We start from the raw sequence: 13,958 nt of genomic DNA on the forward strand, positions 1-13,958 counted from the left end.
CCAATTAGTGCTTAAGCGCATCCTCGAGCGCCTGCATAATTTTTTGCTTGGTCGTGAAGTAACGACTAAACAAACTCGATACTGAACCAATCATTGAAATATGACCGATGCGTGGCACCGTCCAAAGTTGACTGTAGTTACCTTTTTCTTTCAACCTACGATCCAAATCAACAGCATTGCTCAACCCGACGACATCATCATTTTCCGCAACCAATAGATAATGTTTAACCGTATTCGACTCGACGAAATAATATGGCATCACATCTTGATAAGGTCTGTTCTGATCAAAAGCATCCGCACAGATCGGATCACCTTTATAGTCAAAATGATAAGGGCCTGCCAAACCAATAATAGCGGTAATTTGACTACGGCATTGTATTTCATACGGTTTCGGATGATAGAGCGCAGACATCACATTAAATGCGCCCGCAGAATGCCCCATCAACACCACTTTTTCAGTCGAAATTTGATATTTAAGCTGATGCACATTGAGATAATTTAAAGCCAAGCTGAGATCATCAATAGAGGCAGGAAAAATATGCTCAGGCGCCAAGTGATAGTTAATCACCGCCACATCAAAGCCCTCTTTGGCAAAGGCTTCGCCAATAAAACGATAATCTTTTTTATCGCCATGCATCCATGCACCGCCATGCACAAATACAATCAGAGGCCGGTGTTCACGCGGTGTTTGCGTGCGAAAGAGATCTAAACGGTGTCGCGCACGTAACCCATAGGGCACATTTTCTTGGACCGAATAACCCTTACGCGGTGTTAAGCGGTTTAGGGCATAACTACCGACATCATAAATACGAAAGTCACGATAGAGTAATCTTGCATACTCTACCGAACGATTCAGTCTTTGAACAAAAGGCTGAAACTTATTGAACATTATTTGGCTCAACTTGGTCTGGGTCTATCGCAACAGGCGTTTGCTCTGTCGGTGTTGAATTAATCATTGGTGATGCAAATGCACTGGTCGTTTGCGTCTGTTGCTCTATATTATCCACCAGTGTGATAATTTTAGTCACATTCCCCACTTGCTGTAACACTTGGTTTAAATCGGTAATTTCAGCACCATTTAAACGTCCCATCACATATAACACGCCATCTTCGGTGTGAATACGCACTTTCGCATCTGAAACAACAGCAGCTTTCATGATCAAGCCACGTGTATTTGCTGTAACTGAGGTGTCTTGCATGATGGTGCTATAACTAATTTGGTTTCCAACTGTAATGTAGTTATGCACGGTTTTGACGTCCGACATCGCCCGTACATTGTCTTCAGCCAATTGACGTAAGTGTTGATCGGGTACTTGTCCTGTTAATAAGACATTGCCATGAAAACTTTCGATATTGACACGTGACTGTTTAAAACGACTGTCCAATTTATATAAGTTAATTTTTGCAGTACGCTCAATTGAAGAGTCAATAAAGACCTGCCCTAATGAACGTGCACCGCTTTCTGTTCCTACAGCGGCTGTTCCTGTCCCACCCGAAATGAAACTTGCACATCCAGATAAACTTGCGACGCATAATACGGTCATTGCAATACGATTGAACACTCAGCAAGACTCCTCAACTTTTCAAACTATTTTAATTCAGCATTTCAGCTTTGATTTTGTTCAAAGATTAATAAAGTCTTGATCAAAAGTAAAAGCATTTTCTATCCATTGCTGATCATAAGTGAATTTTGAAAAATCTTGCTGTATGGTTTTTGCAATTTCTTTAAAAAAATCAAAACAAATCACATCAAAGCGGCAATAATATTGCTGGAAATGTGGATGATCTTGTAAAAATAACATGGCCGTTTTTGCTATTTTGCGTTGTTTAGAATAGGAAATTGTTTCAATAGCCTGCGCAAAACGCGTTTTTGAGCGTGCTTTGACCTCAACAAAAACCAATTCCTGCCCTTTATGTACAATCAGATCAATTTCGCCAAAGCGCGAGTGATAATTGGACCGTACATGAACATACCCCTGTTCTTCTAGCACAGTCAAAGCCTGTTGCTCTGCCCATTGTCCCAGTTTCATCTCTTTATCTTCCCTACTTCATTTTTATTTTTTAATCATCACATTTCAAAAAACTCAATTTCGATCAAAAATCTCACGTCTTGATGTTTAAAACCACTGCTGTGAGTCTCTCGAACCATACAATTCATTTCATTCTACGTTTTAAAGCCTTCTTGGCGTTTAGATTTCAATCGAATGTCTTCCCGACTCCTGCAAATCCATCGCCGACAATATTCTAACTCACGCCACGACGGACAATTCAGGTAGAATGCTTATCGCGGTATCGGTTGAATGCATCAAAGCACTCAAACCAACCTATCATTTTATTATTTTGCAGCGCGGAGAAAACCCATGAGTGCCCAGTTATTTGTAGTCGCAACCCCTATTGGGCACTTAGATGACATGACTTACCGCGCAATTGATGTACTAAAATCAGTCAAAATCATTGCTGCTGAGGATACACGAACTTCAGCACAATTACTGAAACACTTTAATATTCAAACTCCACTTACTGCATGCCACGATCATAACGAAAGCAACAAAATTGACATCCTTATTCAGCGTTTGTTGAACGGTGAAGATATGGCACTTATCAGTGATGCAGGAACGCCTCTTATCAGTGATCCGGGGTTTAAATTGGTTCGTGCAGCACAAGAGCATAATATCCGCGTAATTCCTGTACCGGGCGCATGTGCTGCCATTGCCGCTTTAAGCTCAGTGGGCTTACCAAGTGATCGTTTCAGCTTTGAAGGTTTTTTGTCTTCTAAACAAACCCAACGACTGGCAAGTTTGGAAAAGCTCAAAGACGAAACGCAAACCCTGATTTTTTATGAAGCACCACATCGTATTTTAGACAGTGTCAGTGACATGGCCAAAGTCTTTGGTGCCGACCGCCCTGTTGGTTTTGCCCGTGAAATTACCAAAACCTTTGAAACCATCAAGAAGATGACATTAGGTGAGTTGGTTGAGTTTATTGCAAACGATCATCATCAACAAAAAGGTGAGATTGTATTGGTTGTTGGTGGCGCGACCACTGAAAAAGATATGGCACAAGAAAAACTCGACCAGCTTTTAACGCGCCTCTTACAAGATTTGTCAGTGAAAGCTGCATCACAGTTAGCGGCTGATTTGACTGGCATCAAAAAGAAAATTGCTTACCAACGTGCTTTAGAATTAACACAAGATCAGGCTGAATAAGCTTAGATAGCTTGAAATAAAAGTATTGCTTTTTTTTGAAGGAAAAAAATAAAGAGCAACAGACGTAAGTGCTTTGGCCCTTCTCTGCTGCTCTCCATGTTAAGCGGTTCCATGTGAACCGCTTAACTCAAATTATCGTAGTTATATCATTTAAAATTTATAAGCATGTGTATGGGTTGACTGATCGTCAATTACAATCTCTATCGAATTAGCTTGCTTCTTGGTAAATACGACCGCCGGGTAGTTGGCAAAAGTATTGTTTCAAGGCATCCAAACAACGATGGATCTTCATCGGCTGTTGTTCATGCTTTGAAATGATGGCATATAGCGTAAAGTTTGGGAGCTTCCACTCTGGAAGAACTTCCACTAAAGAACCGTTAACCAATTCTTTTTGCACATCCAAATATAAAATACGTGCAACCCCATGCCCATGTTGGCATAAAGTCTTTGTCACTAAAATATTATTACTGGCTACTCTTGATTTCATCTCAAGTTTAACCGCATCACCTGTCACCACATTTTTAAAATCAAAATCATGATTGTTCTTCATAATCGTGATCGGAATAAGATCATGATTTTTCAAATCTTCAGGTCGTGAAATTGGTGCAGACTGATTCAAATAGCTTGGTGAAGCAACCAAAATCTGTTCCACGCGCGCCAATGGCACGACATGTACGCTTTGATCGTCAACCGTTGGGCTCATTCTGAGGGCAATATCAATTCGCCCATTCATCAAATCCACATAATGATTATCTGCTTCAATATGAATAGATAATCCACGATGTGCAGACATCCAATGCGACAAAGCAGGAATCACGTGATTGGCACCTAACTCTGGCGTAGTGGCTATTCGCAGCTCACCCACGAGATCATCGCGCAATTCATTGATACGTATTTTGCCACGTTCAGCAGCGGCGAGCATTTCTTGACAGCTGTGGAAAAAAGCCTGGCCTGCTTCAGTTAAATTCAACTTTCTTGTTGAGCGATGTAAAAGAACAACTTCCATCTCTTGCTCTAAAGAACGAATTTGCTGACTCACAGCACTTGTAGTGATGCCTAACTCACGCGCGGCACCACTAAATGAACTCTTTTCAACAACACAAGCAAAAACACCCATTGCCCGTAGTTGATCTAACATAAAATTCTCTCTGGATTCATGAGAAGTTTTCATCTATTTGATAAAAACAACTCATTGTATTATACGGTGAATTTTTTGCGTTGCATCCAGATTTTTTAATTTAATGGTAAAACTATAGTCGGATTGATTGGCTTGCCATCTAAGCGTACTTGGAACTCTAACATGGTGCGCGTTGCACCTGTGGATCCCATTTCAGCAATTTTCTGTCCTGCCGTCACATTTTGACCGCTCTTCACATTCATTGCACTGTTGTGTGCATATGCTGTGATATAACCATCAATATGCTTAATCAAAATTAAGTTTCCATATTCTTTCAATCCGTCTGCTGCATACACCACTTGGCCATCTGCTGCTGCATAAATTGGATCACCTTGGTTACCAGCATAGCGAATACCTTTTACATTATTTGCTAAATTATAACCTTGCAAAACAGCGCCATTACTTGGTTTTACCCAGCGTAAAGTTGAACTTTTCGAGCTCGCAACAGGTGCGGTCGGTACTTTAGCAGGAGTTGTTGTAGTTGTGGTGGTCGTATTTTGACTCGGGAGACCAACATTTTGACGTTGAATTGGAGCGGTTTGTGTAATAGGTTGCGTCGTGGTTGTACGTGGACTACCCGAACCTTTTAAACGTAATGACTGCCCCACATAAATACGATACGGCGCAGCAATATCATTCATGTCTGCAACAGAGGTATAACTCAGCCCATAACGAGTTGCAATACCGCTCAGCGTGTCGCCTGAACGAACTGTATAATAGTCTGGTGCTTTCGCAAAACGTGTTGCATTGTTAACCTGTGGTTTAGAAGCACAACCACTCAAAATAACAGTTGAAACTACAGCTGTGGATAACACGACAGTTTTCAACAGTGCTGTAGGAATTGCAATAAAACGAATTTGAGACAACACAGACATTTATCTTACTCTCTAAAAATACAAAAAATAATCAGTTTAATTTGCGCTAAGATTAGCAAAAAAGTATGTGAAAATAGTATCTCTGCGCGTATTTTCACAAAGTTATAACAAACAGCTGAATACACTCCCTGTATTGCTCAGCTGTAGTGCCTTTTAAGCACTTATTTGCCCTTGTAATGCATGCAAAACTTCATAGTTAGTTGCATCCATCTGAATAGGCGTAATACTGACAAAACCATTCGCCACGGCGAAAAAGTCTGACTCTACCTCATCATAGCCTCTTTTCGGTTCTGCCACAGCTTCACCTGCAAGCCCAATCCAGTACACTTGACGACCACGTGGGTCAACATGACTGGTAATCGGCTTAGACTGACGACGACGTCCTTGATAAGTAATTTTAGCGCCCTGTAACTCAGCGACATCTGGAATATTAATATTTAAAATATGGCGTGGTGGCAGTGCTGGCAAACCTTGTTTCACAAAGTCATGCACCCACTGTGCCGCATGATGATAATCTTCTGGACGGTTGTACGAACGGACTTCAGGGCCTGCAAGTGATACCGCAATGGCTGGCTGTTTCATTAGACGCCCTTCAAATGCTGCTCCAACTGTACCTGAGTAGAGTACATCATCACCCAAGTTTGCCCCGCTATTGATGCCACTCACAACCAGATCAAACTCAAAGTCAAATAAGCCATTCATGGACAAATAGACACAGTCGGCGGGTGTTCCATTGACTGCCCACATGTCGGGTGCAATTTCGATTGGGCGTAAGGGGCGATCTAAAGTTAAAGCACTGGAAAAACCACTGCGTTCACTTTCAGGTGCTACAATCACCACGCGACCTAATGGACGTAAAGCATGTGCGAGCGCTTGAATACCTGGTGCAAAAACACCATCGTCATTAGCTATTAAAATATTCACTGATGGATCTTCTTAAATCTATATGAGTCGGTAAAAGCCTTATGCATCTATTTTGCACTCGTCTTCGTCTTTTTAATCTGCAATTAAAACAGGTCGATTTGCGGGTAGCTTGAAAAAAACTAAATCTTTCAAGCGAAAAGAAAAGCTATAGAGTCCTCGATGCAGAACGACTATACATTGAGATCAGGCAATCTGAAAAGATGAAATCATTGATCTGGGTGAGTACTTTACTCTTGCATGAGCAGAGTACAAAAGAGAGAGCTTAAAAATAGAAGAAGCTAAGCATACGTTCTATTACAGAAAGTGCTTTTAAGTGTTTTGATATTAAGCCAATTTATTCGCGTTTTTTACTCATTTCGGATAACAAATCCAGTTGTATTTCTTGTATTTGGGCTAACCTATTCCACTGATGCATCAACAGATGATCTACTTTTTCATTTAAGTGTTGAATTTCTAACTCTGCCTTTAAATTAATTTTATAGTCGTTTTGCGAACGCAATCTGTCTTTGGCTTCCTGTCTATTTTGGCTCATCATAATCACAGGAGCTTGAATCGCTGCAATACAGGATAAAATTAAATTTAATAAAATAAAGGGATATGGATCGGCAGGATGCGTGACCATGACCACTGTATTAACAATAATCCAAATGGCTAGGAAAGTCGCAAAGCACATGAGAAAAGCCCAACTACCGCCAAAGGTCGCAATTTTATCTGCCAGCCTTTCCCCTAAAGTCCAATTTTGATCTAACTGATTTTCAACATTTTTGGTGATTACTTCATGTTGTTGCAAACTTTTAATCACCTCATATTCAAGATCAGTCACTTCCCCCTTTTCAGACTTTAACAGTGAATGAACATACTGAATTCGATATTTGGTTAAGTCTGCTTGGCATATATAACTTTGAGGCGACCATTCTGGAAAATCATGTGAAATTTCTTCGGTAATAGATTTTCGTATTGCCCACATAGGAATGAGGTTTGTAATGAGGAATTTCTGCCCACAAACTAAACATTCATGACTTTGATTTTTTTCGCTCATGCTCGTTCTCTTTTATAATCATTATTGGTTTTGGGGAGATAAACATCATCGAACAAATTTCAAACTAATGTCAAATTTTCAGCATCACTCAGAGTAGCTCCTCATTAAGATTTTTCTAGACAGTAGCCATGAATAAAAAAATGCCACAGATATAATCATGATTCTGTGTCTTAAATAAGGCTAAACAAGTTCATATCATCAGGCTAAAAATTAAAAAAATCCAGCTTTAGAGCAAGGAGACAATCAATGCCTAACTCCGCAAGGCCTATGCGTTTAGGCCTACTTTTTCATACCATATTACTCACAGGTATCACCGCTAACGTAGATGCGAATACACCACCTGTAATTTTGACTTCTCCTAATGATTTTATATACCCAGATGTAGATCATGGTCTAAATGAAAGTCTTTATCCGAATGAGGCCGCCACCGCTAAGGAAATCGCGAACATCATTGAAATGACGATCCGAAAACAATATTCCACAGATATCGCGCTACGTGATGCGCATCCTAAAGCACATGGTTGCGTACGCGCAGAATTTAAGATAAATGAGACATTGCCTCAAAACATGGCCCATGGTGTTTTTATTCCGGGAAAAACTTATCAAGCGTGGATTCGTTTTTCGAATGGATCGAGTAATGCAAAACAGGCGGATATAAAAAAAGATGCACGTGGCATGGCAATCAAACTTTTAGCCGTGCCAGAGAAAAACCTTTTAGATGAACCTGCGGCTACGCAAGACTTCATTATGATCAATCACCCTGTATTCTTTGCCAATGACCCTGCTCGTTATCTATCATTTATGCAAGATATCAATAGCGATCGATTTCTAAAAAAACTGCATGTCCCTTTTGCATTAGGGGCCAAAGGAACTTGGATTGCCTTGAGCACTAGAAATAAAATTTCAAATCCACTGCAAACCAGATACTGGTCTATGGTGCCCTATCAGTTAGGAGTCGGCACGCATCGTCAAGCAGTAAAGTACTCTGCTCGTGCATGTTCAAGCGTTGTTAGCCCGATTCCAGCTACTCCTCAAAAGGACTTTTTAAGAGCGGCACTTCGAACGACCTTACAAGATCGTGATGCTTGCATGGAGTTTTTAGTACAACCTCGGACATCCAGCTCAATGTCTGTTGAAGACTCGATGGCGGAATGGAAAGAAGACCAAGCTCCTTTCTATAAGGTGGCCACAATTCATATTCCTCAGCAAATTTTTGATACCCCTGAGCAAAATAAGTTTTGTGAAAATCTATCCTTTACACCATGGCATGCATTAGCTGAACATAAACCACTGGGTGCGATAAACCGAATGCGCAAAGTCATATATGAACAGATTAGTCGCGTCAGACATGAGATGAATTCTGCTAAAAAAAACAACGCTAACAATGTCGAAAATCAATAAGGAGTCCTATGGTTAAACTCAATGGCCTGTTAATCTGTGTGTCTAAAGAAGAAGTCTGTATGGTGATAGAACTCCTTCCAGAACATATTGAGTTAACTCATCAAGAAGAAGGCTGCATTTCTTTTGAGGTCAAGCAAAGCCTCGACCCTTTTATCTGGGAGGTGCAGGAAGTGTTTGATAGCATAAAAAGTTTTAAGTATCACCAAAGTAGAACGGCCTCGTCCATTTGGGGAGTGAAAACGCAAAATATTAAACGGCAGTACAAAATATCTGAGGGTGAATAAGGTTTAAGTTTCTAGCTATAAAATGACAGGTCTATGACTAAAACTTGAAATAGCCCTCAAATGAAAGCTCTCTCTATTCAGATCATAAAATTTAAAAATGTTCTGCACTAAAAAACACAATGAAGAATAGCGGTTTTTGTATTGATCATCATGAATTGAGCAGATGCTCAACCTGATATCTTATTTAGTGAGCGGTCGCTGCTGCTTTGGTTTTAAAAGCCACCAAACAAAAGACGATAAAAGCACATAGAACAAAGGATGCGCCAAATCGACTCAGATCCAACCCTCCGTGACTAATGGGCTTATCTAGGAAATCCCCCAGTACGGCACCTAATGGTCGCGTGAGTACAAATGCAGCCCAAAATAAGAAAGTTCTAGAGATTTTGGTCCACATATAAAGCATCGTCAGCAATAAAAGTAAACCGCCAAAGATAAGTGCGGCACTTGTATAGCCCAAACCTTGCGTATCTGCTGTCCAATCCCCTAGCGCTGTGCCCAATGTTTGGGAAAACATGATAGTCAGCCAATAAAACGCTTCACTTTTAGAAGATTGAATACTCTGTACTGCAATTGACCCACTGCTGTAGTACCACGCCAATAAAGATAAAATAAGCAAACCAAATAAGATTAGACTGCCACCTAAATAGCCCAGCCCTAAGGTACGATCAACATAGTCCGCTATAGTTGTCCCTAGAGTTGTTGTTGCAATAATTGTAGACCAATAAAAAAATGCATTATATTTTTTGGCCTTAATCTGTGCTGCAACGAATATTGCAAAAATAATGGCGAAGATGCCCGTACTTACGATATACCCCAGATTAAGCGACATGGATAAGGCATCCCCCGCTGTTTCACCCAGTGTTGTTGCCGCAATTTTAATGATCCAAAACAGCAAAGTGACTTCAGGCACCTTGCTCAGCACTTCATGCAGTGTTTTTTCTTCAGTCATGATACGCACCCAAACCTTATTCTTTTGTCTATGCTGAATAATAGTGCTCACAACTGAAATCAATCTTAAATTTCAAAGACCTCGCCCATAGAGGCTGTTTATGGCTTTCAACACCACAACATCTATAGACTTTTCATTCGCTTTCTAAATTGACTTAAAAGCAAGCTGAGCTGAGTTAAACACCTAAGCTCATGTTGCCGCTCGCTACCCGTAAAGACAGCTGTAAAATAAGCCATGACAAATGTTCTATTCGCATCAATTTATTTGCGATATTTTTAATTCACCTGATTGACCCGTCTATAAGTAAAGGGTTTAGCTTAATGGAACAATGAACGAATGATGGAAACTATGCTTACTGTATCTCGCTTAGCGAAAAAACTCGGTTTATCCAGAACGACTATTCTCTATTATGAGAAACAGGGTTTATTAAAACCAAGCTTAATCACTGAAAATGGATACCGGTGGTACGGTGAAAGTGAAATTGAGCGTCTTAAAAGCATCATCTCTTACCGTTCTTACGGACTATCCATTTCAGATATTCGTTTGCTTTTAGAACCACTTAGCATATCCCAAGGGCAGATCTTGGAAAATCATTTTCGTGCATTGGAACAAGAGATCAATAACTTAAGAGCTCATCAAAAAGCCATCATTGAGTTATTGAAAAAGTCCATTTTATTAAAGGAAAAGTTCGTGAATAAAGCTAAATGGGTAGAGATTATGATCGCAGCAGGTTTATCAAAAGAAGATATGATGAAGTGGCATCAAAAATTTGAAGAGATGGAACCTGAGGAGCATCAAAAATTCTTAGAGTCACTCGACATTACACAAGATGAGATTACGGCTATTCGAAGCTTATAGTGCTTTTTAGCTCTCCAATCTTGAACATGGTGACTATCAAACTCAAGACTCAGTAGCTCTCATCTAAGGGCTATTGTGGATTCACTGCTTACCTATCGTAAGTATTTTTTATCCCTAAATATGATTCCTGCACCAACAAGCAGATCATCCTAAAGACCGCCAAAACTGAAGATTAGAAGTCGTTAGGATGATCATTGGCGATTAAAAGGTCCAAAACAAAAAACTTTATTAAAAAATGACTGGTCAGAACTTTTCATTGAATTCTAACTGAAAATATATATATTGAGTCTCCGCATCCACCATAAATATGTGATTTTAAAAATGATTAAAAGCTTAACATTACGTAATTTCTTCGGATTAGGCATGGCTATCATGATTTCTCAATCTGCTTTTGCACTAGAGGGATTAAGCACAGAAGAAGCCAACACCATCGTGAAAGAAGATATTGCAGCAGCGCAAGTCATGACCGAATTTTGCCCTGCTTTGGTGGGTCAAGGCCCTAAAATTGAAAACAACATTCAAACTTTAATTCAAACCTATTTACAAGACTACTCAGATAAGTCGATGACCTATGCAAAATTACAGTCAGACAGCGAATACCAGTCGATTCTGAAAGAAGCTCGTACAGATGCAAAGGGTACTGACAAAGCAGAACAAAAGTCAGTATGTGATGACGTTGTAAACTTTGAAGGTTAATTCAAGTTCTACATCTATATCGCAAAAAAGGATGAATAATGGGGTTATTCATCCTTTTTTTATTGGACGGAAAAATGTAAAAACAATGAAGCGACTTCAACAGCTTCTATACATTTTTGCGCTTACATTTACTTAAAATTTGTTTAAGCTCATCCTATTATGGCAACAACATGTATGCACTTAGGGTTTAGAATGAATTTAAATGTAATGAAAAAAGTGATTTTGGCAGTTTGTGGTACTTCTTTGATTGCCATCGGTTCGGCTCATGCAGCCAATAAAGACGAAAATATTGAAGTAACTCCACTGCAACAAGTAACGCAGCAAGAGTTGGCTGCAATTTATGTCCTATCAGAAGTTTGTCCAAGTCTCGTTTCAGACCAGAGTCAGTTTGAAAATGGATACAATACTTTGGCCAAAGAGTATCTACCGCAACAGAAAAACCCGACTGAATACCTTAAAAGCCTTAGCAAAGAGAAAAAATTTAAGCCTATTTTAGCCGAAGCTCAAGCCGATGCGAAAAAAGCAGGTAAAGCGAAAAACCAAGAAATTTGTAAAGAATTGAGCACTTACAGCAAATAATACCAATTGGTTACAATATCTTTGAAATAAGCCGATTTCTCCCGTAGAAGTCGGCAGAACTTTGTCCTAAAATGCAAAGCTCTCGTGCTTATACTAAAGAAATCGGAACCCCTTAGAATGATTCAAAAAAGCGCCCTTGCTGCGGCATTACTCGTACCAAGCATTTCATTTGCAGCAACTGTCTTATCCTCACCACCAGAACTAAATAATAAATCATATGTGCTGATGGATTATGAGACTGGGCAAATCCTCGCATCTAAAAATGAAAATGAAAAATTAGCACCAGCGTCAATGACAAAAATGATGACGAGTTTCATTATTGAGCAAAAGTTGTTGGCGGGCGAACTCACCGAAGATGAAAAAGTTCGGATGAACGAGTCTGCTTGGTGTCGTGGTAGTAGTTCAGAATCATGTATGTATGTGCCATTAAATGGTACTGCGACTGCATTAGAGATGTTACGCGGCATTATCATTCAATCAGGTAATGATGCATCTAAAGCCATGGCTGAGCACATTGCTGGGAACGAAGGTACTTTTGTTCATATGATGAACACTGAAGCAAAACGTATCGGCATGACTAATACCAGCTTCATGAACTCAACAGGCATGCCTGCTGAAGGTCACTACTCGACCGCTAAAGACATGGCAACGCTTGCACAGCACATCATTCACGACAGTTCAAAATATTATCCGATTTATTCTGAAAAAGAATTTACCTTTAACGGCATCAAACAAGGCAACCGTAATGCCCTGCTTTATACTGACCCAAGTGTCGATGGTTTAAAAACTGGTCATACTGACGAAGCGGGTTATTGCTTAACAACTTCGGCTAAACGTGGCCCAATGCGTTTGATTTCTGTGATTTTTGGTGCGCCAAGCATGCAAGAACGCGCAACGCAAACACGTGAAATTTTAGCGTGGGGTTATGCAAACTTTGAAACCAAAAATGTTCAAGCTGCGAACCAAGTTTTAGCAAAATCAAAAGTATGGTTTGGTAAAGAAAATGACGTACAAATTGGTTTAGCTGAAACCTTCAACGTAACGATGCCGAAAGGCCAGGCCAACGCAATCAAAACACAACTGGTGGTTCAACCAAAACTGACTGCACCGTTGAAAAAAGGACAAGTGGTTGGTAAATATGTAGCAAGCCTTGATGGTAAAGTGATTGCTGAAAAACCACTTGTGGCGCTAAAAGATGTTGAAGAAGCAGGTTTCTTTGCACGTATGCTTGACCACATCAAACAATTCTTCTCAAACTTATTCTAAGCAGCAACATTTAGACTTAAGTTAAAGCATCCACACCTCGGTCTGGGTGCTTTTTTATTTTATAATGGACACCTACATAAAAGCAGAACACCAACATGGCTAAAAATATTCGCCCTTATTTGAACAGCACGCCACAGCTTGGCAACAACTGCTATATCGATGAAATGTCGGTAGTGATTGGTGATGTCATCTTGGCTGAAAATGTTTCTGTATGGCCTTTTGCCGTAATTCGGGGTGATGTAAACCATATTCGGATTGGTAAAAACTCGAATGTACAAGACCATGCAATGCTGCATGTTAGTCATAAAAAAGCGGACAAACCAAATGGCTCGCCTTTAATCATTGGTGAAGATGTCACCATTGGTCACCATGTCACCTTACATGGCTGTACCATCGGCAACCGTGTTTTGATTGGTATCAATAGCATTGTTTTGGACGATGTCATCATTCCTGACGATGTTATGATTGGTGCAGGAACACTGGTTCCCCCAGGTAAAGTGCTTGAAAGTGGCTATTTATATGTCGGTAGTCCTGCCAAAAAAGTTCGCCTTCTGACAGAAACAGAATTAGCATTCTTACCATATTCAGCACAAAACTATGTCAAAGTATCGGGACATTATTTAGAGCCATGATCATTGGGAGCATTTTGCTCCCCTTTTCATATCAGATCAAATAACAAGCATCACCTTCAAAAATGCTGAATC

General features: G+C 40.0%; 16 protein-coding genes. 8 read left to right on the forward strand and 8 right to left on the reverse strand.

All coding sequences use genetic code 11. The features are described 5' to 3' along the window. Positions 1–4: 4 nt before the first annotated feature. Genes PTT44_RS10125 through PTT44_RS10135 form a run of 3 tightly spaced genes read right to left on the reverse strand, consistent with a single transcriptional unit; the run spans position 5 to position 2,030 of the window. Positions 5–889 carry an alpha/beta hydrolase gene (locus PTT44_RS10125; RefSeq protein ID WP_168159123.1) on the reverse strand — a complete coding sequence of 295 codons (885 nt, stop codon included), beginning with the start codon at positions 887–889 and terminating at the stop codon, positions 5–7. Further along, positions 879–1,562, reverse strand: coding sequence for a BON domain-containing protein (locus tag PTT44_RS10130; protein ID WP_010326352.1), 684 nt, complete (start codon positions 1,560–1,562; stop codon positions 879–881). Before PTT44_RS10130 ends, PTT44_RS10125 begins: the two co-directional genes overlap by 11 nt. A gap of 60 nt (positions 1,563–1,622) precedes the next feature. Continuing rightward, entirely contained in the window at positions 1,623–2,030 is a 408-nt protein-coding gene (locus tag PTT44_RS10135; protein ID WP_168159124.1) for a YraN family protein, read from the reverse strand. Between the two features lie 330 nt (positions 2,031–2,360). On the opposite strand from PTT44_RS10135, the gene rsmI reads away from it, so the two are divergent. Further along, on the forward strand, positions 2,361–3,206 hold the full coding sequence (gene rsmI / locus PTT44_RS10140; protein ID WP_087010654.1) for a 16S rRNA (cytidine(1402)-2'-O)-methyltransferase: 846 nt from the start codon (positions 2,361–2,363) through the stop codon (positions 3,204–3,206). A gap of 208 nt (positions 3,207–3,414) precedes the next feature. Here rsmI and PTT44_RS10145 read toward each other — a convergent pair whose 3' ends face one another. From PTT44_RS10145 to PTT44_RS10160, 4 genes are all read right to left on the reverse strand, one after another. Then, positions 3,415–4,344 carry a LysR family transcriptional regulator gene (locus PTT44_RS10145; RefSeq protein ID WP_010326350.1) on the reverse strand — a complete coding sequence of 310 codons (930 nt, stop codon included), beginning with the start codon at positions 4,342–4,344 and terminating at the stop codon, positions 3,415–3,417. Positions 4,345–4,439: 95 nt separating this feature from the next. Further along, entirely contained in the window at positions 4,440–5,258 is an 819-nt protein-coding gene (locus tag PTT44_RS10150; RefSeq protein ID WP_125274788.1) for a peptidoglycan DD-metalloendopeptidase family protein, read from the reverse strand. A 153-nt stretch (positions 5,259–5,411) separates the two neighbouring features. After that, positions 5,412–6,182, reverse strand: coding sequence for a 5'/3'-nucleotidase SurE (gene surE, locus PTT44_RS10155; RefSeq protein ID WP_058869283.1), 771 nt, complete (start codon positions 6,180–6,182; stop codon positions 5,412–5,414). A 334-nt stretch (positions 6,183–6,516) separates the two neighbouring features. Then, on the reverse strand, positions 6,517–7,221 hold the full coding sequence (locus PTT44_RS10160; RefSeq protein WP_168159125.1) for a DUF1003 domain-containing protein: 705 nt from the start codon (positions 7,219–7,221) through the stop codon (positions 6,517–6,519). Between the two features lie 246 nt (positions 7,222–7,467). Between PTT44_RS10160 and PTT44_RS10165 the strand changes: the two genes are divergently transcribed. After that, the gene (locus tag PTT44_RS10165; RefSeq protein WP_168159126.1) at positions 7,468–8,622 is read left to right on the forward strand and encodes a catalase family protein; all 1,155 of its coding nucleotides are present in this window, start codon (positions 7,468–7,470) and stop codon (positions 8,620–8,622) included. Between the two features lie 8 nt (positions 8,623–8,630). Then, the gene (locus PTT44_RS10170; protein WP_168159127.1) at positions 8,631–8,906 is read left to right on the forward strand and encodes a putative quinol monooxygenase; all 276 of its coding nucleotides are present in this window, start codon (positions 8,631–8,633) and stop codon (positions 8,904–8,906) included. A gap of 184 nt (positions 8,907–9,090) precedes the next feature. On the opposite strand, the gene PTT44_RS10175 is transcribed toward PTT44_RS10170, so the two are convergent. Beyond that, the gene (locus tag PTT44_RS10175) at positions 9,091–9,855 is read right to left on the reverse strand and encodes a COG4705 family protein (protein ID WP_168159128.1); all 765 of its coding nucleotides are present in this window, start codon (positions 9,853–9,855) and stop codon (positions 9,091–9,093) included. 336 nt (positions 9,856–10,191) lie between these two features. Here PTT44_RS10175 and PTT44_RS10180 point away from each other — a divergent pair, with 336 nt between their 5' ends. The 5 genes from PTT44_RS10180 (at position 10,192) to PTT44_RS10200 (ending at position 13,886) form a co-directional block, all read left to right on the forward strand. Continuing rightward, entirely contained in the window at positions 10,192–10,713 is a 522-nt protein-coding gene (locus tag PTT44_RS10180) for a MerR family transcriptional regulator (RefSeq protein ID WP_168159129.1), read from the forward strand. A gap of 321 nt (positions 10,714–11,034) precedes the next feature. Beyond that, positions 11,035–11,409 carry an MCR_0457 family protein gene (locus tag PTT44_RS10185; RefSeq protein ID WP_168159130.1) on the forward strand — a complete coding sequence of 125 codons (375 nt, stop codon included), beginning with the start codon at positions 11,035–11,037 and terminating at the stop codon, positions 11,407–11,409. A gap of 192 nt (positions 11,410–11,601) precedes the next feature. Beyond that, the gene (locus PTT44_RS10190) at positions 11,602–11,988 is read left to right on the forward strand and encodes an MCR_0457 family protein (protein ID WP_168159131.1); all 387 of its coding nucleotides are present in this window, start codon (positions 11,602–11,604) and stop codon (positions 11,986–11,988) included. Positions 11,989–12,105: 117 nt separating this feature from the next. Then, entirely contained in the window at positions 12,106–13,254 is a 1,149-nt protein-coding gene (gene dacC, locus PTT44_RS10195) for a D-alanyl-D-alanine carboxypeptidase PBP5/6 (protein WP_130235016.1), read from the forward strand. A gap of 95 nt (positions 13,255–13,349) precedes the next feature. Next, a complete protein-coding gene (locus PTT44_RS10200) occupies positions 13,350–13,886 on the forward strand; it encodes a gamma carbonic anhydrase family protein (RefSeq protein ID WP_010326341.1) in 537 nt (178 codons plus the stop codon). Positions 13,887–13,958: the final 72 nt, after the last annotated feature.

Source organism: Acinetobacter sp. Gutcm_16 (assembly GCF_028649355.1).
Lineage (GTDB): Bacteria > Pseudomonadota > Gammaproteobacteria > Pseudomonadales > Moraxellaceae > Acinetobacter > Acinetobacter johnsonii.